The sequence below is a fragment of the Peptostreptococcus sp. D1 genome, assembly GCF_900112955.1.
Lineage (GTDB): Bacteria > Bacillota > Clostridia > Peptostreptococcales > Peptostreptococcaceae > Peptostreptococcus.
In genome coordinates this window covers 333,522-359,906 of the sequence record NZ_FONP01000001.1, presented here as the reverse complement: position 1 = coordinate 359,906, position 26,385 = coordinate 333,522, and the positions used below count along the sequence as shown (strand labels likewise).

Sequence of the window (26,385 nt, the reverse complement as noted above, 5' to 3'; positions counted from 1 at the left end):
AAGATGGCAAATATAGGAAAAATTGTGCAGATTGTAGGAGCTGTACTTGATGTAAGGTTTGAAGGTAAAGACAATTTACCAAGCCTACTAAATGCTTTGGAAATAAATGTTGGCGATAAAAAAATAGTTGCTGAGGTTGCTCAGCATATTGGTAATGATACCGTTAGATGTATTGCCATGAGTGCTACAGAAGGTCTTGTAAGAGGATTGGAGGTAGTGGATACCGGCGCACCTATTTCAGTTCCTGTTGGAGCAGAAACCTTGGGTAGGGTGTTCAATGTTTTGGGAGAAGCTATTGATTTAAAAGAAATGCCAGAAAATATAAAGCTATCACCAATTCACAAGGAGGCTCCAAGGTATGAGGATTTGGAAACGAAGGCTGAAATTCTTGAAACTGGGATAAAGGTAGTGGACCTGTTGGCACCTTATCTAAAGGGTGGTAAGATAGGCTTATTCGGTGGTGCAGGAGTAGGTAAAACAGTTCTTATTCAGGAGCTAATAAATAATATCGCAAAGCAGCATGGTGGTATTTCTGTTTTTTCAGGTGTTGGAGAAAGAACTAGAGAAGGTAATGACTTGTACGGTGAAATGACAGAATCAGGTGTTATAGCAAAAACAGCAATGGTATTTGGGCAGATGAATGAGCCACCGGGAGCAAGAATGAGAGTTGCTTTAACTGGCTTGACTATGGCAGAGCATTTTAGAGATGAAGAAGGACAGGATGTTCTTCTATTTATAGATAATATCTTTAGATTTACACAGGCTGGCTCAGAGGTATCAGCTTTGCTTGGACGTATGCCATCAGCAGTTGGTTATCAGCCGACATTGGCTACGGAAATGGGAGCTTTACAGGAAAGAATAACATCTACAAAGAAGGGGTCTATCACGTCTGTTCAGGCTGTATATGTTCCAGCAGATGATTTGACTGACCCGGCGCCAGCGACAACATTCTCACATCTTGACGCCAAAACAGTATTATCTAGACAAATATCATCGCTTGGTATATATCCAGCAGTTGACCCATTAGAGTCAACTTCTAGAGTTTTGGATCCACATATAGTCGGTGAAGATCATTACGAGGTCGCCAGAGGTGTTCAGTCGATATTACAAAGATATAAGGAGCTGCAGGATATTATTGCAATACTTGGTATGGACGAATTATCTGATGAAGATAAGGTGGTTGTAGCGAGGGCAAGAAAAATACAGAGATTCTTGTCTCAGCCATTTACTGTTGGCGAGCAGTTTACAGGTATTCCTGGAGTTTATGTTCCAGTAAAAGAAACTGTTAGAGGATTTAGAGAGATTTTGGAAGGAAAGCATGATGATATTCCAGAATCAGCTTTCTTGTTCGTAGGGACAATCGATGACGTTGTAAGAAAGGCGAAAGGAAGTGCTAACTAATGTTTAAATTGAAGGTAGTAACTCCTCATAAGACTTTTTATGACGAAATTGCAGAGATGGTAATATTTAAAACAATTGTTGGAGATAGAGCCATTTTGAGAGGTCATGTTCCAATTGTTACTGGGATAAAGGAAGGAAAATTGAAGATAAAAAAGGATGGCAAATTCATGTATGCTGAAATAGGGAATGGATTTGTAACAGTTGATCCAAATAGTGAGACAGTAATAGTTACTGAAAGGGCTGAATGGGGAGCTGAAGAATAAAAGATAAATAGCTAGTTAGAATAAGTATGGAGCTTTTGAAGTAAAAATTTGAAGTAAAAAATAGAGATTACATCCTAATATGCTAAAATAGAGTTAACAAAAAACTAAATAAGACTAACTATTAAAAGTCAAGAGGTGAAATGAAAAAAATATAAGGATTGATATTGATAAAAACTGAATAAAAAAAGCATGAAAAAAAGACCCTAAACTTTAAGATTAAAAAATAGGGTTAGCAAAGTTTTTGCTTTTTAAATTGTAATTTTTCAAAAGAACCTGTAAATGATAAAAGCTAAGCATAAGCTTTGCTCGTCATTTACAGAACCTTTTTCAAAAATTAATTGAGAGTTAAGCAAAAGCTAACTTTGTTGTTGATAAGGTTCATTTTTGGTTAGAACTGCAAAAATAGTATGACATAGCTTTCTAGCAACAGCATTAGTCGCGACTAGATGGTGTTTGCCTTCTCTAATTTTTTTCTGATAATAATCAGAAAAAACAGGATCGTAAAATTCAGATCTAAGAGCAGATTGAAACAAAGCACGTCTAAGGTATGGAGAACCTCTTTTAGTCATATGATTAGAAGTGGATTCAAATTCTCCAGACTGAGAAATACTAGCATCAAGACCTGCGTAAGCAACAAGCTTTGAAGGGTTAGAAAATCTTTTAATATCTCCAATCTCGCCTAATATTGTAGCAGCATTAACAGAACCAATACCTGGAATGGTAGTAATTGGAGAGTTGAGTTTTTCAAATAAAATTTCAATTTCTTTTTCAACATCTAAAACTTGATTTTGAATAAAAGAAATTTGCTTGATAAGCATTTTGATTTGTAAGCTGAAAGAATCCATGCAGAAATTAACGCCAAAAGAAGTAGAAGCTTTCTTAGAAAGTTCTTCAAGCTTTCTGGAAGCATACTTCTTTTTAGAAACATTGTCTAAAAAAGATTGTAAATCTTCAGAATTGATATTTTCAAAATCTGAAGGAGTAGAAAAATTTGAAAGTATTTCTTTAGAAGTCTTTCCAAAAATATTACTAAAAGAAGAAGCATATTCAGGGAAAACTTGGTCTAAAAGAGCAATAGTCTTTCTTTTAAGATCACCAATTGATGATACTAGATAAGACCTGAATCTCGAAAGATTTCTCAAAGACAAATAGTCCTCGTTAAAAAGAGAAGCTTCAACAAAATCACCATAGCGAAGAAGATCGGCTATTAAAAGAGAATCAATAATATCAGTTTTTCTCTTTCTAATCTCAATACCTTGTCTCCAGCCATCCGTTTGGATCGGATTGATAACACGAACAGTGAAGTTTTTTTGGGCAAGATATGAGTATAGACTTAGCCAATAATGACCGGTAGCTTCCATACCAATTTCAAGTTCATTTTTGAAAGGTTCTAATTTGCAGATTAAACTTTCAGCACCATCAATAGAATTTGAAAAGGAAAAAGCCTTAAAAACAACTTTTTTCTTAGAATCAAGTAAAGAAGCAACATGAGTATTTTTACCAATATCAATACCTAAATAAAACATTTGATACCTCACAAAAAATATATTTTAGATAGACACCTCAAAATCTAATAACGTTACTGCCTTATGGTATATACGAAGTACCCCGAAAGGGTCAACATCTAACTTATTCGTAAACAGTTAAAAGATTAGAGGACTCACTCTTTCAAGTACGAGATTAAATCTCAAGGAGCAGACGAGTACACTCTATCTAATAACAATATTATACAGTAAAACTGAATAAAATTCAGTCGATAAAGGATTATAGGTTACCTTTAACAACTTAAATACATTATATAAGGAGTAATCTCTATGATTTATCATGTCAAGGTCAACGACAAAATAAGATTTGAGGATAGCTGCTGAGGATAATTTAATAAACAGTACAATAATGAGCGATAGAAATATCGTCTTTTTTTATGCAATAAAACAAGGAGATAAAGAATGAGAACAAACGATTTCGAGCTTGTGAATGGATGTTTTACGCATCCATTCTCTTCATATGAGAGAGGCTCAAATGACAGACTTAGGGAAAAGTGTATTATTTAATATTGAAATTTAGGAAAAATTTTTGTTTTGTAAATAATATATTGAGAATAGCAGCTTTAAATATTCTATTGTATAATAATGTTATTGAGATATCTTATATTAATAAGAAAAGCTAGTAAAAAAGAAATAGATAGAATAATATTTATTTCAAAAAATACTACGTACCAATTTTTTTAAAGACCTTATAAATATAGTAGATTCAGAAAAATTAATTCGATAAATGAGGTAAGAGTGAAATAAAGATTTACGATTCAACAAGCGGGTTTCGTGTCATAATAATGACACAGGCAAATAGTCAAGTAAATACAAGGGTTTTAGAGCTTCTACCAAAGTTTAAAATCAAAAAAATGAATGGTTGGTGTGCTGTTTAGAGCAGTTATTACGAAAATAAATGTTGTAAACAGTACATCAGCATAAAGGAGGAACTCATATGTCTAAGGTAAAAAAAGATACGATTGAAGCAAAAGGATTTGCTATTCAAATTTATACTGAAGACTTTAAAAATGACTATATAAGTCTAACGGATATTGCAAGATATAAAAGTGATGAACCAAGTGATGTAATTAAAAATTGGATGAGAAGAAAAGATACAATTGAATTTCTTGGTTTATGGGAAGGCTTAAACAATATGAATTTCAATTCGGTCGAATTCGACCGAATTAAATCGGAAGCTGGATATAATTCCTTTACATTGTCTCCTAAAAAATGGGTAGAGAAAACAGAAGCAATCGGAATTATCTCAAAAGGTGGAAGATATGGCGGTGCATTTGCACATACAGATATTGCCTTTGAATTTGCTTCATGGATTTCTGCTGAATTTAAGATGTATGTAATCCAAGATTACAAGAGACTTAAGTCAGATGAAAATTCTAAGCTATCGTTAGGTTGGAATTTGAATAGAGAAATTTCTAAGATTAACTATAAAATTCATACAGATGCAATCAAAGAGTATCTTTTAAAGGATCTTACCAACGAACAGTTATCTTATAAATACGCAAGTGAGGCAGATATGCTTAATGTTGCTTTATTTAACAAAAGAGCTAAACAGTGGCGTGAAGAAAATCCTGACTTAAAGGGTAATATGAGAGACTATGCAAGTCTGAATGAATTACTGGTACTTGCAAATATGGAAAGCTACAATGCAATCCTTATTGGTAAAGGGATGGATCAAAAAGAAAGAATGATAGAACTTAGAAAGCTTGCCAGAACTCAGATGATGTCAATTGAAAAGTTGAACAATACGGGAATTAAGAGCTTAGAAGATAAGTCAAAGAAATAAAGAGGTATGTTATGAGATGGGAATTGAAAATTATCTTATTTCCAATAATATTGCTCTTGTCTATACTAATTGCTTTTCTAAAATTTATTATAAAAGTTAGTGGAATGATTTTAGACAAAGCAACGGACAAGAACGCAAAGAACAAAATCATCTTAAAAAGACCGACAGGTAGTGGAAAGACCATTATCTTGCTCTCTTACATCGAAGACTACTTAGGAATAATTCTCGCCGCATATAAAGCATTTGAAGATAGATTTTCTATTATCGAAGAAAAGCTTCCTGCTGTTGAGCTTGTAAGGAAAGCAACTTTGCAGAAACTCGGAAGGTTTACCAAACAAGATATTAGAGAGCGTTGCCCATCACTAAGTGTAAGTTCGATTGAAGGTGCACTAAGAAAATTGATAGCTGAAGGTAATATTAAAAGAGAAGGTGTGGGGAGAGCTACAAAATATATGCGATTGAAATAAAAAACCTTAAAATGGTGATAATTTAAGGGAAAATAGCAGGATTAAGGGAAAGCATCCACTGAGAATAGTAGATGTTTTTTCATATAATCAAAAACTTTAAGTGGGGCAATTTCTGATAGTGGAATCTTTATTTTCAGTGAATAGAAATTTTTCCTTGAATTATCTGTGCCAGAGAGCATTTTAAAATCATCAGTAATGGTGAAATTGTATATGATGTGGTTGATAGCTACAAATTATTACTTGGTATGGTAACACAGAAAGGAGTACAAAATATGCAATTTACAACAAAAAGATTAATTCTACGTCCATGGTTAGAATCAGATGATTTGGGGTGCAGTGCATTGTGGTGTTGTTATTTTGATGGAAATGACAAATCAAGACGATGTCAAGAAAAATGTGGTTTCAAGTATCATCATACAGAAGAAAATAAAATTTGTTCGTTGTTGAATGAGGTAAGAATTCAACATTTAATATTCGTATCGATTTTCTTTACCATTGAATATTTTTCAGATTTTTATTGTATAATAGTTTAAACGCTTAGACTAAAGACTCATAAAGTAATGCTTGAAAAGGAAATAAAAAAACAATAAAAAATAATGAAGCAAATAAATAAAACAAGAACAAAACAAGTAAATATATATAGAAATAATATGGTAAGCGAAAGCGTGAGGAGGAAATAGTTTATGGAAACAGTAAAAATGATGGAATTAATGAGACAGAGACATTCGGTAAGGAGATTTACTGATGAGCCGTTGAATGAAGAGTCTGTAAAGGTTCTACAGCAGGAAATCGACAATTGTAATAGAGAGGGTGGGATGAATATTCAGTTAATTACAAACGAACCAGAGGCTTTTCAGGCAAATAAACCTTCATATGGACGGTTTAAGGGGTGTAAAAATTATCTTGTTATCGTTGGTCCTAAGGGAAAGGATATCGAAGCAGGATATTATGGTGAGAGAATAGTGTTGAAGGCTCAGGAGCTGGGGATTAATTCGTGCTGGGTTGCATTAACATATAAAAAGAGTAAGGCACAAGGAATGGAAAAGCCTGGAGAAAAGAGATACTTGGTTGTAGCTTTGGGATACGGTGAAAACAATGGTAAAGGTCATAAGCTAAGATCGATTACAGATGTGAGTGATTTTAAGGATGGAGATCCTGAATGGTATAAATCTGGAATTGAAGCAGCTCTTCTTGCACCAACCGCAGTGAATCAACAGAAATTTAGGCTTGATAGAAATGGCGAAAAGGTAGCACTTAGAGTTTCTGGTTTGGGATTTTATACAAAGATTGATTTGGGAATTGTGAAATATCATTTTGAGATTGGATCAGGGAAGGGAGAAGGCATTTGGAAAAAATAAAAAATTTTACACTATATTGTAAAGAAATATGTTTGAAGTCATACTAATAATGGTAAATATTAATATATACAATCAAAAAAGTTATATGTGCCAAAAGTTGATACATATTTCAAAATAGATTTAGGAGGAAAAAATAATGAGCGTATACGATTTTAAGGCAATAAGCTTAGAAGATGGTGAGATTTCTTTATCAAATTACAAGGGAAAGGTATTACTAATAGTAAATATTGCAACTGGCTGTGGATTGACACCTCAGCTTGAGGGTTTGGAAAAACTTTACAAGAAATATAATAGTGAAGGATTTGAAATTGTTGGCTTCCCATGTGCACAGTTTCTTAATCAGAATCCAGAGGATGGGAAGGGTACAGCAAAATTCTGTATGGTAAATTATGGCGTTACATTTGAAAACTTTGAAAAGATAGAAGTGAATGGACCAAATGCAGATCCACTTTTCAAATATTTAAAGGAACAGAAGCCTGTTGATAAGACAAATGATGCTTCAGCGGGTCTACTAGAAAAGCTTGCTTCAATAGGTCAGGTATTTGAAGGAAGTGAAATTAAATGGAACTTTACAAAGTTCTTGGTTGATAGAGAAGGTAACGTTGTTGAAAGATTTTCTCCAACATATACTGCTGAAGAATTAGATGCAGATATAAAAGCACTACTTTAATCGTAGGTTTTAAACTTTTATTGAGAAAATATTACTTCAATTGGAAGCTCCTATATTTAATCTAAAATTAGATAATAAATTTATTACAATAGGGTACTAATTTATGTGTATATGCACATTTTTAGTACCCTATTATTATAAACAAAAACAATAGTACAATTCAAAAATATAAATTTAGCTATAAATTTGACGTAAAAAGATATTTATATTACTTTTTATAATGTTTTTTGTATTTTAAAACGTATAATTAGAGTATATAAATAATTCAATATGGAATATTTAGTTATTTATATTGACCTGTACATTGGGGACAGTGGTATACTCTGATAAAGGCGGTGATATACATGTTAAGAAGTGAAATACAGAGTAAAACGGGTTTAACCCGAAAAGCAATTGAGTATTATGAGAAAAAAGGCTTGATTAATCCTATAAAACTCGAAAATGGTTATAAAGATTACAATGAAGAGGATTTTGAAATTTTGTCAAAAGTAAATTTGTTCAGAAAAATTGGCTTTAATATATCTGAAATTAAATCGATTATTCGTTCTGATGGCTTTGTATTACCATCAATTTTGAGAAATAGAGAGCATCAGTCGGAAATTGACGAAAGAAAAAATGAAGTTATTAAGTTGATTATTGAAGGTGCAAGTGAGAAAATAATAGACGAAAAAATTGCGTTGATTGAACGGGAGGAATCGATATATGATAGGTTATTGCGAGCTTTTCCGGGGTATTTTGGACAGGTAATATTTTATGCGTATCAACCATTTTTAAATGAACAGCTTGATAAAGAGGGGGAAGTTGCTTATGCAAAATATATTGATTATTTGGATAAATTACCTTCCTTTGAATTGTCATTAGAGGAGCAGGATTATATTGAAAAAATTGGCTCTGATTTTGATATTGAGAATATGAAGATGGTAAATAATTCTAAAATAGAGGCTATGGATGATTTTAAAAAATGGCTAGATGAAAACATTGAAATTATTGAACAGTATAATTTATATAAAGAAAGTGATACCTACCAAAATAGCCCTCTTAAATATATACAGGATAAATTGAAGAATTATATGATAGAAAATAGATACTATGAGCTTGCAATACCTTTGCTTAGAGAGTTTAGTAAAAGCTACAATGACTATTACGAAAAGCTGTTAGTTGCAAATGAGGAATACTTGAAAGCTAATAGAAAAGCAGAGAAAGACTAGGGCTTTGTATATTTATCAGAGATAATAAAGTAGTTTTTGAAAAATATAAAGAAAGCCATAGAGGACATATGATAAAGCATATGGAAGGGCTTTATGTAACTGAGGGGTAACATTTATATGGTATGTATTTTTAGTATTATTCAGATTATATTTTATGATTAGAGTATTACGGGAGAAAGTTAAATAAAAAAATGATAATAAAAAATGTTTGATAATAATTATTGAATAATAGATGTAAATGATATATAATATGCTTAAACAGGGTTAGTTAATTCTGTTTTGTTCATTGATATGTATAGATGATTAATTGTTTCATTTGGTGATCACTTAAGAAAAAATAATATTAGGGAGGATATATTATAAAGATTAATATTGCTAACACAAATGTTAATGTAGAAACGGTAAGAGTGCATCATCATAGTCTTAGTCATACAGAAGACTAGGATGAAGATTAATTTCGTTGAAAAAATACGAGAATAAAGATGTGAAAACAGTTGATGAAATAATAGCTTTCACATTGCAAAAATTGAAAAAAATAGATTCAAAATTCGAAGTAATATACTTTGATTTAACAAGGGAATCAACAGAAATACCAGCCATGAAAGTTTTGATGACATTAGCAGTACAGACATTAGCATTTACAGTGACTGTAGTTAACTAGAGAACGTTTTCCTTTTTGGATATTATAGGGTATTCCAAATAAGGGTACGAAGATTTGTATATGGGAGTTTATCCATACTAATAATTGTGAATAGGAGTGAGGATATGAATAGTAAGAAATTTTTTAAAGTTTTTGTCGTTATGATAGCATTGATTGTAAGCTTGGTCGGATGCTCAAAAAAAGAAGTCGAGAGTAATGAAAATAGTAATGTTGGTGGAGTGGTAATAAAAAATTATGGTATTACTACTAAATATGATAAGGTACCTGAGAGAGTTATTCCTCTTAGTTATGATGCTGCACAAATTTTGGTCGCATTGGGGCTTGAAAATAAAATTGTTGGCGTTGCTACTGCGGAGGGAAGCCATAAAGATTGTCTTCAAAAATATCAAGAAAAACTATCTAAGCTTGATATCATAGTTGAAGGTACGCCAAATTTTGAAACGTTATTGTCCAAGCAACCTGACTTTGTATATGCAACAGTGTATACTTTTGGAAAGCACGGTGTTGCACCAGTTGAAGATTTTCAACGCGAAAAAATCAATTTTTATTGTATAAATGGAACATATTCCAAAGAGCCATCAATATCAGATATCTATACGGATATAAATGATCTTGGTAAAATATTTAGAAAAGAAAGTGAAGCGAAAAAAATAGTAGACGAACTAAAAGAGCGAGAAAATTTGTTGAGGAATAAAATCAAAAAAAGCGATATAAAAGTAATGGCTTTTGATAGTGGGGATAAAACTGTAGTGACAAGTGGAAAAGGTATTGAGAACGAAATCATAAGCTTGGCAGGAGGAAAAAATATTTTTTCTGATTTACAAAACTCGTTTGAGGAGGTGAGCTGGGAAGAGGTAGCAAAGAGAAATCCTGATATAATTCTCGTACACAGCTATGATCAAGGTGAAACAGCAGGAACAGTAGAAGAAAAGATAAAAAAATTAAAAAATAATCCTGCATTAGAAAATGTCACAGCAATAAAAAATAATAATTTTGTAGTGGTTAAATTAGTCGAAGTTTTCCCTGGTTTACAGGTTTTTGATGCTGCCGAAAGATTAAACGAGAAAATAATCCAGATTGAAAAATAAGTAGGCATATTAATGAAAATAATATATTTGAATGATGCTGGATATTTTAACCAGTATCATTCAAATTGAGAAGAGGTGTTTTCTTGAAAAAGTGTAAAAAAATATGTGTTGTTCTGCTTATGCTAATTTTAGTATCAATACCATTGTCGACTTTTCTAGGTTCCGCAAATATAACTTTTAGTCAAGTACTTGATGTTTACAAATACCATCTACCGTTTACTAACACTTCGCTAGATGATATGGGATTGAATAGTATTATTTGGAATATAAGGCTTCCGAGGACGATTGTAGCTGTTATTGTAGGTAGTGGATTGGCGATGACTGGTTGTATAATGCAAGCATTGACAGGTAATATTATGGCAGAACCCTATACACTTGGAATACAATCTGGTGCAGGTATGTTTGCCGCTTTTTCTATCGCATTTTTTGATTCTGTATCACTGATGGGAATTATTGGAACAAGTACCATGGCATTTTTGGGTGCAATGATTGTGATGTTTTCTGTATATGTTATATCTTCAAGAAGTAAATCGTTTTCAAGTTCTAATTTAATATTAGTAGGTATTTCAATTTCGATGTTATGTAGTGCAATAACACAATTAATAATAGCATTTGCACCTGATAATTCCAAGGTTAGAGGTATTGTATTTTGGATGATGGGGGGATTAGGAGGTATTCATTGGGAAGATATTCCATTTTCGCTTATAGTTTGCTTGATGGGGTTTGCTATATTATTTTTTTTGTCTGAGCAATTAAATATTATTTCGATGGGAAAAGAAACTGCTGTAATACTTGGAGTTAAAATAAATAGGTTGAATAAAATTCTTCTATTGTTGGTTTCGATTATTGTTGGAGCGTTGGTATCGATAAGTGGTAGCGTAGGCTTTGTGGGACTTATCATACCACATTTAGCAAGGCTATTTGTTGGTGCTAATCATAAAGAGCTTATTCCTGTATCGACTCTATTGGGAGGGCTATTTTTAGTTTGGGCAGACACAACATCAAGAATCATTGTAGCTCCAAAAGATCTTCCAATTGGCGTATTGACTTCATTAATAGGAGTTCCATTTTTCCTTTTCATTATGAAAAAAAGAGGTCAGGTGATGTGAAATTGAATAAAGTAAAAATAGATAATTTGACGTTTTCCATTGATAGTAAGGTTATATGTGATGGTATTACTATAAATTTTAAAAGAGATTCTTTCGCAGGTATCATAGGACCGAATGGTAGTGGTAAAAGTACATTATTAAAACAAATTTACAGAGTCATTGAGCCTATTCAAGGAAAAATATATATAGATGACTTTGACATTAAAAATTTTGATTCAAAAAAATTAGCAAAGATAATGGCGGTTTTGCCGCAGGAAAATCAAAGTGATTTTGATTATACTGTTGGAGACATTGTTTTGATGGGGAGATTTCCTTATCATAGTATTTTTGATAGTAGCTGTCCGCATGAAGAGGATAATTTGATTATGAGAGAATATTTAGATTTGGTCGGATTAAAAGATAGAGAACATCGTTTTTTTAAGACTTTATCTGGGGGAGAAAAGCAAAGGGTGCTGTTGGCAAGGGCTTTAGCTCAAAAAAGCAATTTGATAGTGCTAGACGAGGTAACTAATCATTTGGATATTGGGTACCAGTATAAGGTATTGGAAATTTTAAGAAAATTGGGTTTGACTATTATTGCAGCCATACACGATTTAAATCTCGCAATGAGGTTTTGTGATGAAATAATTTTGATCGATGAAGGTAAAGTTATTGATATAGGAGAGCCAAGAGCTGTGATTACAGAGAAGGTTTTAAGAGACGTATTTAGAGTTAACGCAAGAATTGTTGAGGACGAAGATACGACTGTAATTAATTATATAAGCTCATATTACTAAAGGTCAGATTGTATGTTTAGTACGGGAAGTATTTTACTAGATTTTGAAGGGAGTAGATTGAATGTTCATTAACAAAGCATTGATTTCATTTGCAAAGGGGTCTGAAAATAAAATTTTGAAATCAATATTATCACAGTTATTGATAACGCTTTTGGCTTCATTGAATGCTCTGTGTATGAGTATTCTTATAAATAGAGCAATGAACAATAAGTATATGTTCTCACAAAATATATTAATTGTTTTGTTCATAATTATATCTGTACTTTTAGTGTCAAGAGTGTTGAGTAAAATAAATATTAAGTTAGTTACAGGTGCGGGAGTAAGCATAAAAGACAATGTTAGAACAAAAATCATACAGAAGCTTTTTTTGTTGGGACCGAGCTATTCATCCAATATAAGGACAGGAGCTTTGACTTCAATTTTTACAACAAGGGTTGAGTGGCTTATGAATTACTACACAAAGTATATGCCAGTGGTGCTAAGTGCAGTAATAAATTCGATATTTTTTATTGTATTTTTGACATATATTGATTTTTATGTAGGAATGACAGCATTTATATCTGTTTTGATGATGCTGTTTATACCGATGCTGTTTTTCGGAATTATGAAAGAAAAAGGAGAAAAAGAGTGGGATAGTCATGCAAAATATTATAGTGAATGCTTGGATGGTATCCAAGGGATGATAAATTTAAAATCCTTTAACGCTGACAAAAATTATGTAAGTGATATTAAAGATTATGGTGAAAAATATAGAAAGTCAATTATGGAGCATCTTAGGATTACTATTATTGAAGGAACTTTTTCAGAATTTTTTGTCAGAGTTGGAACTGCGTTAACAATAGCAATATTGGGCTGGAGATGTGTATATGGTTTTGTAGAAAAAGAGTTATTAATCATGGCCTTTTTTTCTGTAGGTGCGACCTTTTCACCTATGTTGTCGTTAATTAACGCATGGCATTTAGGCTTTCAAGGAGTATCCGGCTCATATTCGATTGATGAGTTTTTAAAAATAGAGAATGAGGACATAATGATAAATAGGTTTATACCTAAAAATCTAATGCAACGGAATGAGCTTGAAAAATATATGAATTTAGATGATGATGTAGAGAAAATATGGAGTTCGAAAAATAGTGAGCAGCATATTTCATTTGACGATGTATGCTTTAGGTATTTGGGAGAAAATGAAAATGCAGTAGAAAACATATCGATTGATATTGAAAAAGGAAAAATAGTAGCAATAGTAGGTCCATCAGGAGCTGGAAAATCAACACTAGCTGGATTGCTTATCGGCTTTTATAGACCAATTAGTGGATCGATAAAGATTGGAAACCAAGTGTTGGAAAATGATACATTTGAATTTTTTGTCGAAAACATATCTGCTGTTTGGCAAAATAATCATCTGTTTTCAGGAACTATTTATGATAATATAAGGATAGGAAAATGGAATGCAACACAGGATGAAGTTTACGATGTTGCGAAAAAAGCCATGATCCACGATATTATTATGTCATTGCCAGATAAGTATGATACAAACATTAATGAACTGGGTGGCAAATTTTCGACAGGAGAGAGACAGCGTATAGCCATAGCACGTGCATTTTTGAAAGATACATCAGTTTTGATTTTTGATGAAGCCACATCTTCCATAGATAGAGCAAATGAGATGTATATTCAGAAAGCCTTTGAAAATTTAAGAGGCGATAGAGCTATTTTTATTATAGCTCATAGACTTTCAACCATAAAAATGGCTGATGAAATATGTTATATAGAAAATGGCAAAATCATAAATAGGGGTAGTCATAAAGATTTGTTGGTTAACTCTGCTTCATATAGGAGGTTGTTGGGAGGTATAGACTAGTATGGGACGATTAAAGTATGTTTTTTTGCTTTCTGGGTATATTAGTAATTACAAGGTAAGGATGTTTTTTTGTATTGTAATTCATAGTTTATATAAAATGATGCCAATTTGTCTTGGATTTGAAACAGCATTTATTATTTCAACAGCATTTAGTGGAAATTTATATAATCCAGAGCAACATTTTTTTATAGTTTTTGTTATGATTATTTCAACAGCATTGCTAAATTATTTAGATATTCTGATATCACATGATGTTGCGTACAAAATCTTAACTGAATTGCGAAATTTGTCCTATGAAAAAATAGCTCAAATATCACCAGCTGGTTTGGAGGATGAAAAAAGTGGGAATATAATGTCCATTGTTTTGGAGGATATAGAGATTTTGGAATGGTTTTACGCTCATTCCATCATTCAAATTTTTGTTGCAATTATTTTGCCAGCATTGGCGCTGGTAATAATGGGATATTTTTCTGGTTATATATCTATTTTACTATTGTTATTCATTATTTTAATGGTTTCTATTCCATATATATCGAGAAAAAAATCTGACCATCAGGGAATAAAAATACAATCTAAATTAGGTGCTTTGAATGCAATAATAATCGATGGTATACAGGGAATAAAGGATATTGTGACATTCCAGTGGCAAAAAGAATATTTTAGAAGAATGTATAAGAGTAATGATGATTATAATTTATCATTTTATGAATATTCAAAGAGATCTTCCAGTGAAGTTGCAACTATAAATTTTTTAATCGGAATTTCATCGGTAGCTTCCACTTTAATAATCATTTACTTTTCACATATCGGAAAATATTCATCCCAGTGGATATTACCATTGATATCTCTTTCAACATTAATCTACGCTCCATTGCAGGAAACTTTGTCAATGAGCAGTAATTATGGTAGAATTTTTGGTGCAGCAAATAGAGTTTTTGATTTTCTTCAAACTCAGCCTATTGTGAGAAACGATGGAAAAATGAAATGTGATTGTGTTGCAGATGCCGTTAAGAATAAGATTTTTTTTGATAATGTGTTTTTTAGCTATGAAGATAAAGCTTCCGGTAAAAAAAACGATATTTTGAAAGGTATGTCATTCGAGATAAATGAGGGTGAAACTGTAGTTCTTGTAGGGAGCTCTGGGTGCGGTAAAACGACTTGTAGCAAACTTTTACAACGATTTTGGGATGTTGAAAAAGGCGGTATTTATATAAATAATATCAATATCAAGGATATAGATTTGTCAGAACTTAGAAAGCTTATAACAGTTATTCCTCAAGATGTATATATTTTTAATAGAAGCATTAAGGATAATTTAAAGCTAGCAAATAGAAATTCATCAGACGATGATATAATAGCAGCATTGAAAAACGCAAATGCAACTGATTTTGTTGACAATTTAAAATACGGAATAGAAACTGTTGTAGGAGAAAGAGGGATGAGACTATCCGGTGGAGAAAAGCAGAGGTTATCAATAGCACAGGCTTTTTTGAAAGATTCTTTGATTCTGATAATGGATGAAGTGACATCAAATCTGGATTATAACAATGAAAATATTATTAATCAATCACTAGAAAAACTAAAAAGAAATAAGATTACATTGATGATTGCACATAGGTTATCTACAATAAAAGCCGCAGATAGAATAGTATATATAAAAGACGGTATATGTGCTGCTGAAGGTTCATTTTATGAGCTGATGGAAAATAATGAAGATTTTAGAACGTTAATTGGCGACGTAAGTAATAGTTGAAGCTGTAATAATAGCTATTAAAACAACATAAATTATAGTTAGCTTTATAAGCCTTATACCATAGGCGGAGGTCCTATGGTATTTTTCTGAGCAAAATAAACCACCACATGATATAATGTTAGTAATTATGAAAAAAGATAGAGTAATTACAGGATATTATTACAAATTTTAAAATATATAGAAATATTAGGGAGGATTTATGAGTAAAGGGCTTATATATGTTGCAGATGATGAATTAGAAATTAGAGAGCTTTTGAAGCGTTTTTTGGAGGAGGCAGGTCATAAGGTATTAGTATTCGAGAATGGAGAGCTATTACTTGAGGCTTTTGAAAGACAACCAGCGGATTTGGTTATTTTGGATGTGATGATGCCCGGTAAAAATGGATATGAAATATGTCATATCCTGCGCCAGAATTCACTAGTTCCAATATTTTTTCTGACGGCAAAGGATAATGATGCGGATTTTATCATGGGATATACCTCTGGATGTGATGACTATTTTACCAAACCATTTTCTCCGATAAAATTGATGATGAGAGTTGGAGCAATATTAAAGAGACAAAAACTGGAATCAGAGCAGTATAGTAAAGAAAGTATACTGAAATTTGAAGATTTGGAAATGGATGTTTTAGGCAAAAAATGCAGTCTTTCGGGAAGTAATGTAAAATTGACCAAGACGGAATGGGATTTACTATTATATTTATTGGAGAGAAGAGAGCAGGCTGTTTCAAGAGAGGAATTATTGAATTCAATTTGGGGATATAGTGCAGAGGTCGAAACAAGAGCTACAGATGATACCGTAAAAAGGCTTAGAAAAAAGCTTTCTCAGAGTAAAAGCATCAAAATAGATACTGTTTGGGGCTTTGGTTTTAGGCTTTCAAGGATTTAGAAATGGTGGTGAATAGATTTGTTTTTTGAAGCTAAGATGTCTGCTATTAAAAGCAAAAAATCAATTATTAAAACTATGACCAGAAATTTGATTGCGAGTCTATTTATTATTTCAATTTTAAGCTCGGTGGGAATAAATCTGGTTATGAATAATTATATATATAAAATCGCAAAAGACTCTCTTGAATATGAGTTAGAAAACACATATTATTCTGATTCAGTAGATGATACAGGCAATAGAGATGATAAAAGTTTAAGATTACCAACAAATATTTTTATCATAGATGAAAATAGAAGAAAAAAGGTATACTCATCAAATGGTCTATATGATAAGGAAAACAAAAAAGTTAAGCTGTTAAATGAGAAATTATCTAAGGAGGATTTTTCGGATGGAAAAACAAAAACTGTTGAAATAAATGGTGAGAGCTATTTTGTTGAGATGAGAAGCTATAGTGGTTTTTTTGACATTGATAAAATTGTGGAGACAAGATATGATTCAGGTGTAAAGGGTAATGAAGATTCAAAGAAATATCGTGTTTTTGCTTATGTAAATATAACAGAGGCTAAAAAACCATTTATCGACCTGAGCTTGTGGTTTTTGGGAATTTTTGGGATTACAGTATTATTAGCAGGCTTTTTTAATTTTTTTGAGCAAAAGAAATTCTCAAAAGATTTAGTAGAAACTCAAATTTACTTAAAAAGTATTGGTAGCAAAAAGTCAAATATGAAAAAGCCTGAAACTAGCTATGATGAATTTGAAGAGATTTGTGAAGCTGTGGATTTGGTAAATGATAGTCTTTTAAAGAAGGAAAAAATACAACAGGAATTTTTTCAAAATGCATCGCATCAGCTAAGAACTCCGCTGATGTCTATTCAGGGATATAGAGAGGGCTATGAGTCTGGTATTATAGCAAAAGCTGAAGCATTAGATGTTATAAGAAAGCAGACTGAAAAAATGTCTAAGCTTGTAGAAGAAATACTATATATATCCAGATTTGAAGAGCGTGAACTCGACCTGTCAAAGGTAGATTTATCACAACTGTTGTTACAATCATGTGATTTTAATAGACCAATTGACAGAAATATTGAGGTAGAATTTGATTTAGAAGAAAAAATTATTGCTGAGGTTGATGAAAAATCCATAGAAAAGGTATTTGATAATTTGTTTTCTAATGCATTTAGGCATTGCTGTCATAGGGTGATTGTAAAAATATATACGATTAAAAAGAGTGTCTCGGCTTGCTCTGAGATAATAATTCAAATTTCGAATGATGGTAGACTTATAGATAAGAGAGATTTATCTCGTATTTTTGATAGATTTTACAAGGGATATGGTGGCAATACCGGCTTGGGATTGTCCATAGCCAAGGATATTTTAAAAAAGCATCAAGGCAATATTACAGTGGAGGTTGATTCTGAGTTTAATAGATTTACGATTGTTTTGCCACAATTATGCCACAAATAAACAGCTTTTGCCACTTTTTTTATAAGATTTCTCCTAGGTTATTTTGTTAAAATAATTGTAGGTAGTAAGGCTACCGAAAAAGATAGAACACAAAGTTTGTGTAGTTTTTGGTCGTATCAAACTATTTTTCAATTGAGTTGGTAAATTCAACTGAGCTAAGGGATGATTATTTTGAAAACTTCAAGAAAAGGAGTGAGGGATTATGAAATTTACGAAAAGAAAAACAATTAAGGTGATGCTATTGACAGGATTGGTTTTTGCAGGTGCTGGAGTTGCTGGTTTGACAAACTCCTCTGCAGCAGTTAGGTATGAATCAAGCCCCAAAAATTCGAGCATTGAGGAGAGTATTGATTCTTTAAAGAGATTGACTAAGGATGAAGAAGAACAGCTACTAAAGACTGAGTTAGAATTAGAAAGCACGTGGAATGAGATAAGTAATATATTAAAAAAGATAGATGAGATAAACCTTAGAATTTTTGGTAGTGATGAAAGGATTGCAGCTTTGTCAGATGATGAATATGACAAGCTAGAAAAGAAGTCTTTCGATGAAACAGCCGAATTGAGAAATAAATTGGATGAACTATATGAGATAGTGGAAAAAGCCGAAGCCAAGGATGAGCCTATATTGCAAAAATTAGATAGGGAAGAAGGCATTGAATACTAAATAGTGTAAAATAATTTTTCGAGAATAATATAAAATAATACCTTCCTATGCTATAATTAATTTTAGATGATTAATATGGAATAGGGAGGTATTTTTATGGATTTTCTCACAAAGATACACTTGATAAAGGAGAATGCATTTGATAGATTAAAATATATTTTATGTATGAGAAATAAAGCCGTTGATGAAAATATAAATAGAAAATTTAGCAAAATAACTCTTAAATTTAATAGATATTTGAGACAAGAAAGTCATGAAATAAAAGAGAATGATGGCTTGGAAGTATTTCCTTGTATATATTCGGAACAATTGGAAATAAGCTCTAAAAAGGGTACTATTGAGATAAAACAGCATTTTGATGACGAATTGGAATGTGTAAAAATATATTATATGCCTGAGGCTGTTGAAATGTTGTTTGAATATTATAGAACGATAGGTGTTTTTTCTGATTTTTATGAATTGAAGGAGCCTATTATTAAGGAAAATAATAACGATTTTATTGAAGCCGTAATTGACGAATATATATTAGTATTGGAATATTGTAAATCGAAGAAAATTGAAGTAAGAGGCTCCTTTGATTTGTCAGGGCTTCCGAGAAATTATTCAGAGTTTGTAAATCCATTGTTGGATTTCCTTGAATTTTTTAATATTACTGAAATGTTTAATTCACATTTATATTTAAATAAAAGAACAAAATAAGGTATGGGAACGTATTCGAAATAAATAATAAAATAAATTATCTCTTTGTTAGAAAAACATTGACTATTAATTAGAAATATAGTATCATTAGTCTAATTTATTTAAGGAGGTAAACATGAATTGAACAAAAAATTTTCAAAAACTTTATTAGGTGTATGCTTAATAGCAGCTACATTAACTTTACAAGGCTGCACAAATCAAGAAACTAAGGATGCTAAAAAGGAAGATTCCTCATCGAAAAAGGTAAATACTCAGCTGACAGGAAAGGATTACGATCCGGAGTCTGGTGCTGATGGATATGCAAATGCTGGTGACAATAAGGAATCTAGATACTATAAAAATCCTGATTTTTACAATTTAAAGAATGATGATACTCTTACTATCATCGAAAATTTTAGGACTATGCAGCAGACAACAGAGTGGTCTTGTGGTAATGTTACAGCACTTATGGTTTTAGAAAACATGAAATTAAACAGTGATAAGCTTACAGAAATGGACATTGCAAAATCAATGAAATCTTCAACCGATTTAGATAAGCCAAACTCTTTACCTGGTAGTGCTGACAATTTTGGCGAATATGGAACAGATGTAAAGCAGATGTATGAGTTTTTCAGTGGGATAAAGGGTGTTAAAGTTGTTGAATCAAGCTATATAAAGAATCCAAAACCGGAGCAGCTTTACTCTGATAAGAATAATGTTCCAAAGGCTGATGTAGGGAATACAAGGAGAATCTTTGAAAGCACAAGCTTGTACTCAAGTGAAAATAAGGCTGACACTGATAAATGGGTTAATGATGCAAAGGATTCTTACTTTGTAAAATGGTTGACAGGACATTTGAAAAAAGGTAGACCTGTAATGGTCGAATGGGCTGATTGGAATGGACATTGGCAAGCTATCATTGGCTATGATAATAATGGAACTCCTGGTATTGGTGATGACACTCTTATTTTTGCAGATCCATATGATACGAGTGATCACTCTCAAGACGGATACTATGTATACCCGTTAGAAAGATGGTTTTATATGTGGCATGACAGAAGTGTTGCAGTCAAGCCTATGCAACTTCAATCATACATAGTAATCGAAAAACAGTAATTATTGATTGTATTATAATAAAAATATATTGAGATAATAAAGTGACATTGAAATAATAAAATGAAAAAATAATGTAAATAGATAGAATAAAAAAATAGTTAAAATATAATAATTGAATGATAAACGAAAGCCTCTGCTATCAATGAATTTAAAATCATAGCAGAGGTTTTTTTGATATTGCTTTTATTTATTGAAAAAATGTATTACAATAATAATATAATATGACGTTTAAAAGCGTTAAATATTTTAGTTTTATTGGGGGAGGCGATTTAATTTTGGAATTATTTACAGAAAAAAACTGGATTGGTAAGCACATCAAGGGATTGATTCTTTGTTTGGCAATTGCGATTCCAAGTGACTTTTTGGGGCATAAATTTCCAATTGTCGGTGGTGCTGTTATCGCCATTGTTTTTGGAATGATTATTGGAATGACAATTAGTGATAAGTCAGCCTTTGAAGCTGGTATCAAGTTTACTTCGAAAAAAATACTTCAGCACGCTGTTATTCTGCTAGGCTTTGGAATGAATCTAGGTATAGTAATGCAGACCGGTAGGCAATCACTACCTATTATTTTAACGACTATATCAACGTCACTTGTTATCGCATTTTTATTATATAAGCTTGGACATATGCCTGAGAATATTTCGACGCTAATAGGTGTAGGCTCTTCTATTTGCGGTGGCTCGGCAATTGCTGCAACTGCACCAGTTATTGATGCTAATGATGATGAAGTTGCTCAAGCTATTTCGGTTATCTTTTTTTTCAATGTATTAGCTGCAATTCTATTCCCTACACTAGGTGGAATGCTTGGTTTTTCAACAACCTCTGGAGATGCATTCGGTATTTTTGCAGGAACTGCTGTCAATGATACATCATCTGTAACTGCTGCTGCATCAACTTGGGATACACTTTACAATTTGGGAAGTCAGACACTTGATAAGGCTGTGACAGTAAAGCTTACGAGAACGTTGGCGATTATTCCAATCACATTATTTTTAGCTTTCATCAGAGCAAAAAAGGAAAATAAGTCGTCAGGAAAAGGTATTAGTATTAAATCAATTTTTCCATTTTTTATATTATATTTTATGCTTGCAAGCTTAATAACTACTATATGTTCGTATTTTGGCGTAGATAGCTCTTTTTTTGAACCAATGAAAAAATTGTCAAAATTTTTCATTGTTATGGCAATGTCTGCGATTGGATTAAACACAAACCTTGTGAAGCTGGTAAAGAATGGAGGAAAGCCACTTTTGCTGGGGTTATCATGCTGGCTTGGAATTACAATAGTTACTCTTGCTGTGCAACATCTAATAGGAGTATGGTAATCGAATAATACAGTTAATTTTAAGGTCTTTAAATTTGTTAATATTTATAAATAATGTTTAAAAATAAGTATAATGGATATATATCTAACTAGATATAACCATAAAAATATATGTGAAATTATGGTAATACTGTATGGAAATATGGTAGCAGTAAATAATTATTAATAACAGAAAATATAGTAAATTAAGAACAAAATTATTTAGATGATAATAAATGAAAGGACTTTAAAGGTGATTGTTATGGAAAGAAAAATTAAAGCGAAGGTTACTGGTTTCAGAACTGTTGATGGTGCAGGTGTGAGTTTGGTAAGAGTTTTGGGAAATGAAACGGCAAAGATGTTTGATCCGATTTTGATGCTGGATTCTTTTGATAGCACGAATCCAAGCGATTATATAGCTGGTTTTCCGATGCATCCACATAGAGGTATTGAGACAGTTAGTTATCTTTACAAGGGAAAAATGATTCATAAAGATACTTTGGGAAATGTGGATTCGATTGGAGATGGTGAGGTTCAATGGATGAATTCTGGATCTGGTATTGAGCATGAAGAACAAGTTCCAGCGTCTGAAAGGCTTTTGGGAGTTCAATTGTGGTTAAATTTACCTCAAGCAGATAAGATGAGCCCACCTACTTATACAAAGATTAAGAGAGAGGATATCAAAGAGATAGAATTTGACGGTGGTTTTTTAAGACTATTGTCGGGACGCTACAAAGGTGTTCAAGGTCATAGAGGTGGGCATTTACCACTTGATTATTATGATATTCATTTAAAGGAAAACTCAGAATTTGTAATAGAAACCGAAGCTGATGCTTCAGTAATGGTGTTTACACTTATTGGAGATGCTTATGTATCAGACCAATTGATAAAAGAAAAAACTGCTGTAAAGCTTGCTGATGGTGATAGGTTAACTTTGAAAAGCACTGACAAGCCATCTCAGATTTTATATATAAGCTCAAAAGAGTTAAATGAGGAAATTTCATGGGCTGGTCCAATTGTTATGAATACCAAAAAAGAAATTCAAGAAGCATTTTCTGATTTAAGAAACAAGACATTTATTAGAGATATAATAAACTTTAAAAAATAAATATATTTCGTTGTATTTATTAATATTAATCTAATTTAAAACACTTGTACTGTTAGTTGTTAAAAAATCATTGAATTTTATAGTGTTTTGTTTCATTTTCTAAAATACAAATCAAAAAATTATTACTTTTTTCTTTGATGTCATTTTTGTTGGAGTCAACTCAAGGGCTAAATTGAGCTTGAAATGAAGTCTAAGATGGGGTGTTAACGTAGTATTTCACATCCATTTAGATTGTTTATAAAATTGAAGCTACAGATAAAAATAAATATTATATGCTTTAAAAACATGGTATAATAATGGAAGTAAGTACACTGTGTTTTAGGTGTGCAGAGTAGGAGCTAGGATATATCTGCATAGCGAAGCTTTAATACTATTTAGTTTTTTATTTGTAATGGAGGATGATGACATGGATTTTTTAGATTTGGCTAGAGAAAGATATTCTGTAAGAAGGTACAGTGATCAAAAAGTTGAGAAGGAGAAAATTGAAAAGCTTATTGAAGCAGCAAGGATTGCTCCGACTGCGGTTAATCTTCAGCCTCAGAGAATACTTGTGGTAGACAGTGAAGAGGGTATAAAAAGGTTAGAAAAAAGTACGCCCTTTATGTTTGGTGTAAAAACTGCCTTTATTATATTTTACGATCAAGGAGAAAGCTGGAAGCAAACCTACAATCGTACTGACTACGGTCCCATAGATGCTGGCATCGTGGCTACTCACATTTTACTTGAAGCTACTCAGCTAGATTTGGGAGCAGTATTTGTCGGTCACTTTAGAGCTGATGTAGTTTGTGAGGAATTTGATGTTCCAGAATTTTTAGTTCCTATAGCCATTATACCTATTGGTTATCCTGCAGAAAATTCTAGACCGGCAAAATTACATACACAAAAGAAAGATATTTCAGAAACTGTATTCTATAATTCACTAGATGGAGTGAAGCCGGGTGTTGGAAAAGACTATAAATTGGATTAAATTATTATGCATTATATAGTGTTATATAAAAAAAGAATTTTTATATTTTGAAAAAATATATCAGAGCTAATAGAATGAAAAATTATTAAGCTGTCAGTTATTGTACTATTAAGTATTATATTACGATAACTGACATTTTTTGTATTTTTTATAAGTTTTATATGTTTTTATTATCCTGACTTCTTTGATAAGTTGACTTTTTTGTTTATTAAGTATATAATGTGTCTTAATGAACAGCACATTGAAAGGGGGGATAGTATTTTGAAGATTGTAATAACTAATAGTTCAAATATTCCACTATATCAACAAATAAAAGCTCAGATAAAAGATAGTATTTTGATTGGAGAGTTATCGGATGGTGATAGCTTACCATCTATAAGAGTTTTTGCAAACGACCTAAAGGTGAGTGTATTGACGATAAGAAGAGTGTATAGTGAATTGGAAGCTGAGGGATTCATTATCAGTCAAGCTGGACTTGGCACATTTGTATCAGCAGGAAACATTGAGCTCATAAAGGATGCAAAGAGAAGAGTTGTAGAGGAAAAAATGTCGGACATTATTAAAACAGCTAAATCTTTGAAAATATCAAAAAAAGAGTTAAATGATATGATGGAAATATTATTTGAGGAGGAATAACTATGGAAAATGTTTTGGAATTAATCGATTTATGTAAAAAATACAATAAGTTTGAATTAATGGATGTTTCTATTAAGATACCAGAAGGGTGTGTCGCAGGCTTTATCGGTTTAAATGGTCAAGGGAAAACTACGACCATCCATACTATGCTGGGATTATCCAAGAAAAATTCCGGTACAGTGAAAATATTAGGGCTTGATTTTGATGATAATGAAAAGGAAATCAAGGATAGAATTGGAATAGTGTTTGATGAGGGGTATTTATATGATGGATTAAAAATAAAAGATATGAAAAATATTGTTTCAAATTCATATTCGAGATGGGATGATGTTCAATATCGAAAATATATGAAAAAGTTTAATTTGGACGAAAATCAAACCATTTCTACTCTATCAAAAGGTATGAAAATGAAATTTGCTCTGACTCTTGCGCTTTCACATAATGCGGAGTTTTTGATAATGGATGAACCAACTTCAGGTTTAGATCCATTAGTAAGGAAGGAATTGCTAAATATACTGGCAGATTTTATGGAAAGTGGAGGCAAGGGAGTGTTGTATTCGACTCATATAACCTCAGATTTAGATAAATTTGCTGATATCATCATACTTATTGATAATGGTAAAATAATTTTTTCAGAGGACAAAGATTACCTTTTAGACACCTATGCTCGAGTAAAGGGAGATAATAAATATATTAATGATTCTGTTAAGAGATATTTTACTAGCTTAGAGATAGGTGAGTATAGCTTTATGGGCATAACAAAAGAATCAGATGCATTAAAAAAACTGATTCCAGATATGGTTATTGAAAAGATAGTAGTAGAGGATCTAATGCTGGCTTTCGTAGAGGGTAAAGCTGGTAAAACTGAAGTAGAGTAAAAAATTATTACGTAAAGGATTTAAATGTTATAAAAACATTATTAAAAAGGGGGAAATAATATGTTTAATTTATTGAGAAAAGATTACTATATAGCAAAGAAGATGTGGATTGCTATTATGATAATGGCTGTTGTTATTCCAATATTTGTATCATTTGTTGGTAGTGACTTAATAGTTCCTTCAGGTGTTGTATTGCCGATAATAACAATATTGCTCTCTCAAATGCTTCTTAATGCGATAGTTGATGAAGAAGAAAAATATCCAAAGGCAAAGGCTCTAATAACTTCAATGGGGTATAGCAGGAATCAGCAGGTAATAAAGAGCTTTATTCTAATGGTTATAATATTTGTATATTGTACAATCATATACTCAATTGAATCGATTATCATTAAAAACATTGAGGTTTTAAGCTTTGTTGATATAGCAGCTTCTGCACTTATATTTGTATTTGTCACTTCTCTTCACTTAACTATGATGATAAAATATGGCAATAGAGCAGGAAAATATATTTCGATGATGATAATATTAATTATTTCTCTAGGTCCGAGTATTTTTAGTAAGCTAAAAATAGATATAAATTTGAGCTTACATTTGAGTGGCACGCAGACTATTATAATGTCATTAATCGGTGTTGCTATAGTCTATGTTGTTTCTATAAGAACATCAATAATTGCCTATAATAATAAAGAATTGTAGAAAGCATTTTTTTGCTAGTGACACTTAAATACTCATGAAAAATT

Annotated in this window: 26 protein-coding genes; 25 read left to right on the top strand and 1 reads right to left on the bottom strand. The window is 31.8% G+C overall.

Features of this window, described 5'->3' with window-relative positions; genetic code table 11:
• The first annotated feature begins 3 nt into the window (after window positions 1-3).
• Together atpD and BM120_RS01655 are read left to right on the top strand one after the other, a co-directional pair.
• Window positions 4-1,401 (top strand): F0F1 ATP synthase subunit beta, encoded by a 1,398-nt coding sequence (gene atpD, locus BM120_RS01660; RefSeq protein WP_091992745.1) that lies wholly within the window; start codon window positions 4-6, stop codon window positions 1,399-1,401.
• Complete coding sequence (locus tag BM120_RS01655; RefSeq protein WP_091992744.1) at window positions 1,401-1,664, top strand: FoF1 ATP synthase subunit delta/epsilon; 264 nt, start codon at window positions 1,401-1,403, stop codon at window positions 1,662-1,664. Before atpD ends, BM120_RS01655 begins: the two co-directional genes overlap by 1 nt.
• Window positions 1,665-2,020: 356 nt before the next feature.
• Here the strand turns inward: BM120_RS01655 and BM120_RS01650 are convergent, their stop codons facing one another.
• Window positions 2,021-3,190: an IS110 family RNA-guided transposase gene (locus tag BM120_RS01650; protein ID WP_091992743.1), complete on the bottom strand. Its 1,170-nt coding sequence runs from the start codon at window positions 3,188-3,190 to the stop codon at window positions 2,021-2,023.
• A 955-nt stretch (window positions 3,191-4,145) separates the two neighbouring features.
• Here BM120_RS01650 and BM120_RS01640 point away from each other — a divergent pair.
• From BM120_RS01640 to BM120_RS01530, 23 genes are all read left to right on the top strand, one after another.
• Entirely contained in the window at window positions 4,146-4,994 is an 849-nt protein-coding gene (locus tag BM120_RS01640) for a KilA-N domain-containing protein (RefSeq protein ID WP_091992742.1), read from the top strand.
• 11 nt (window positions 4,995-5,005) lie between these two features.
• Complete coding sequence (locus BM120_RS11035) at window positions 5,006-5,461, top strand: hypothetical protein (RefSeq protein WP_242941537.1); 456 nt, start codon at window positions 5,006-5,008, stop codon at window positions 5,459-5,461.
• A 272-nt stretch (window positions 5,462-5,733) separates the two neighbouring features.
• Window positions 5,734-5,994 carry a hypothetical protein gene (locus BM120_RS10955; protein WP_207645680.1) on the top strand — a complete coding sequence of 87 codons (261 nt, stop codon included), beginning with the start codon at window positions 5,734-5,736 and terminating at the stop codon, window positions 5,992-5,994.
• Between the two features lie 150 nt (window positions 5,995-6,144).
• On the top strand, window positions 6,145-6,819 hold the full coding sequence (locus tag BM120_RS01625; RefSeq protein WP_091992741.1) for a nitroreductase family protein: 675 nt from the start codon (window positions 6,145-6,147) through the stop codon (window positions 6,817-6,819).
• 136 nt (window positions 6,820-6,955) lie between these two features.
• Window positions 6,956-7,489: a glutathione peroxidase gene (locus BM120_RS01620; protein ID WP_091992740.1), complete on the top strand. Its 534-nt coding sequence runs from the start codon at window positions 6,956-6,958 to the stop codon at window positions 7,487-7,489.
• Between the two features lie 344 nt (window positions 7,490-7,833).
• A complete protein-coding gene (locus BM120_RS01615) occupies window positions 7,834-8,697 on the top strand; it encodes a MerR family transcriptional regulator (protein ID WP_091992739.1) in 864 nt (287 codons plus the stop codon).
• Between the two features lie 460 nt (window positions 8,698-9,157).
• The gene (locus BM120_RS01610) at window positions 9,158-9,358 is read left to right on the top strand and encodes a hypothetical protein (RefSeq protein WP_091992738.1); all 201 of its coding nucleotides are present in this window, start codon (window positions 9,158-9,160) and stop codon (window positions 9,356-9,358) included.
• A 104-nt stretch (window positions 9,359-9,462) separates the two neighbouring features.
• Entirely contained in the window at window positions 9,463-10,446 is a 984-nt protein-coding gene (locus BM120_RS01605) for an ABC transporter substrate-binding protein (protein WP_091992737.1), read from the top strand.
• 83 nt (window positions 10,447-10,529) lie between these two features.
• On the top strand, window positions 10,530-11,555 hold the full coding sequence (locus BM120_RS01600; protein WP_091992736.1) for a FecCD family ABC transporter permease: 1,026 nt from the start codon (window positions 10,530-10,532) through the stop codon (window positions 11,553-11,555).
• Window positions 11,552-12,331 (top strand): ABC transporter ATP-binding protein, encoded by a 780-nt coding sequence (locus BM120_RS01595; RefSeq protein WP_242941524.1) that lies wholly within the window; start codon window positions 11,552-11,554, stop codon window positions 12,329-12,331. The genes BM120_RS01600 and BM120_RS01595 overlap by 4 nt, the downstream gene beginning before the upstream one ends.
• Window positions 12,332-12,392: 61 nt before the next feature.
• A complete protein-coding gene (locus BM120_RS01590; RefSeq protein ID WP_091992735.1) occupies window positions 12,393-14,189 on the top strand; it encodes an ABC transporter ATP-binding protein in 1,797 nt (598 codons plus the stop codon).
• A 1-nt stretch (window position 14,190) separates the two neighbouring features.
• Window positions 14,191-15,942 (top strand): ABC transporter ATP-binding protein, encoded by a 1,752-nt coding sequence (locus BM120_RS01585; RefSeq protein WP_091992734.1) that lies wholly within the window; start codon window positions 14,191-14,193, stop codon window positions 15,940-15,942.
• A 199-nt stretch (window positions 15,943-16,141) separates the two neighbouring features.
• Window positions 16,142-16,831, top strand: a complete 690-nt coding sequence (locus tag BM120_RS01580) for a response regulator transcription factor (protein ID WP_091992733.1) — start codon at window positions 16,142-16,144, stop codon at window positions 16,829-16,831.
• A gap of 18 nt (window positions 16,832-16,849) precedes the next feature.
• Window positions 16,850-18,295, top strand: a complete 1,446-nt coding sequence (locus BM120_RS01575) for a HAMP domain-containing sensor histidine kinase (protein WP_091992732.1) — start codon at window positions 16,850-16,852, stop codon at window positions 18,293-18,295.
• 202 nt (window positions 18,296-18,497) lie between these two features.
• A complete protein-coding gene (locus BM120_RS01570) occupies window positions 18,498-18,959 on the top strand; it encodes a coiled-coil domain-containing protein (RefSeq protein WP_091992731.1) in 462 nt (153 codons plus the stop codon).
• Between the two features lie 96 nt (window positions 18,960-19,055).
• Window positions 19,056-19,658 (top strand): hypothetical protein, encoded by a 603-nt coding sequence (locus BM120_RS01565; protein ID WP_091992730.1) that lies wholly within the window; start codon window positions 19,056-19,058, stop codon window positions 19,656-19,658.
• 120 nt (window positions 19,659-19,778) lie between these two features.
• Window positions 19,779-20,753, top strand: a complete 975-nt coding sequence (locus BM120_RS01560) for a C39 family peptidase (RefSeq protein ID WP_242941523.1) — start codon at window positions 19,779-19,781, stop codon at window positions 20,751-20,753.
• Between the two features lie 275 nt (window positions 20,754-21,028).
• Entirely contained in the window at window positions 21,029-22,078 is a 1,050-nt protein-coding gene (locus BM120_RS01555; protein WP_242941522.1) for a YeiH family protein, read from the top strand.
• 240 nt (window positions 22,079-22,318) lie between these two features.
• Entirely contained in the window at window positions 22,319-23,164 is an 846-nt protein-coding gene (locus tag BM120_RS01550; RefSeq protein WP_091992728.1) for a pirin family protein, read from the top strand.
• Window positions 23,165-23,570: 406 nt separating this feature from the next.
• Entirely contained in the window at window positions 23,571-24,131 is a 561-nt protein-coding gene (locus BM120_RS01545) for a nitroreductase family protein (protein ID WP_091992727.1), read from the top strand.
• Window positions 24,132-24,392: 261 nt separating this feature from the next.
• Window positions 24,393-24,767: a GntR family transcriptional regulator gene (locus BM120_RS01540; RefSeq protein ID WP_091992726.1), complete on the top strand. Its 375-nt coding sequence runs from the start codon at window positions 24,393-24,395 to the stop codon at window positions 24,765-24,767.
• Between the two features lie 2 nt (window positions 24,768-24,769).
• Window positions 24,770-25,645, top strand: a complete 876-nt coding sequence (locus tag BM120_RS01535; RefSeq protein WP_091992725.1) for an ABC transporter ATP-binding protein — start codon at window positions 24,770-24,772, stop codon at window positions 25,643-25,645.
• A gap of 60 nt (window positions 25,646-25,705) precedes the next feature.
• The gene (locus tag BM120_RS01530; RefSeq protein ID WP_091992724.1) at window positions 25,706-26,341 is read left to right on the top strand and encodes an ABC-2 transporter permease; all 636 of its coding nucleotides are present in this window, start codon (window positions 25,706-25,708) and stop codon (window positions 26,339-26,341) included.
• Window positions 26,342-26,385 lie beyond the last annotated feature (44 nt).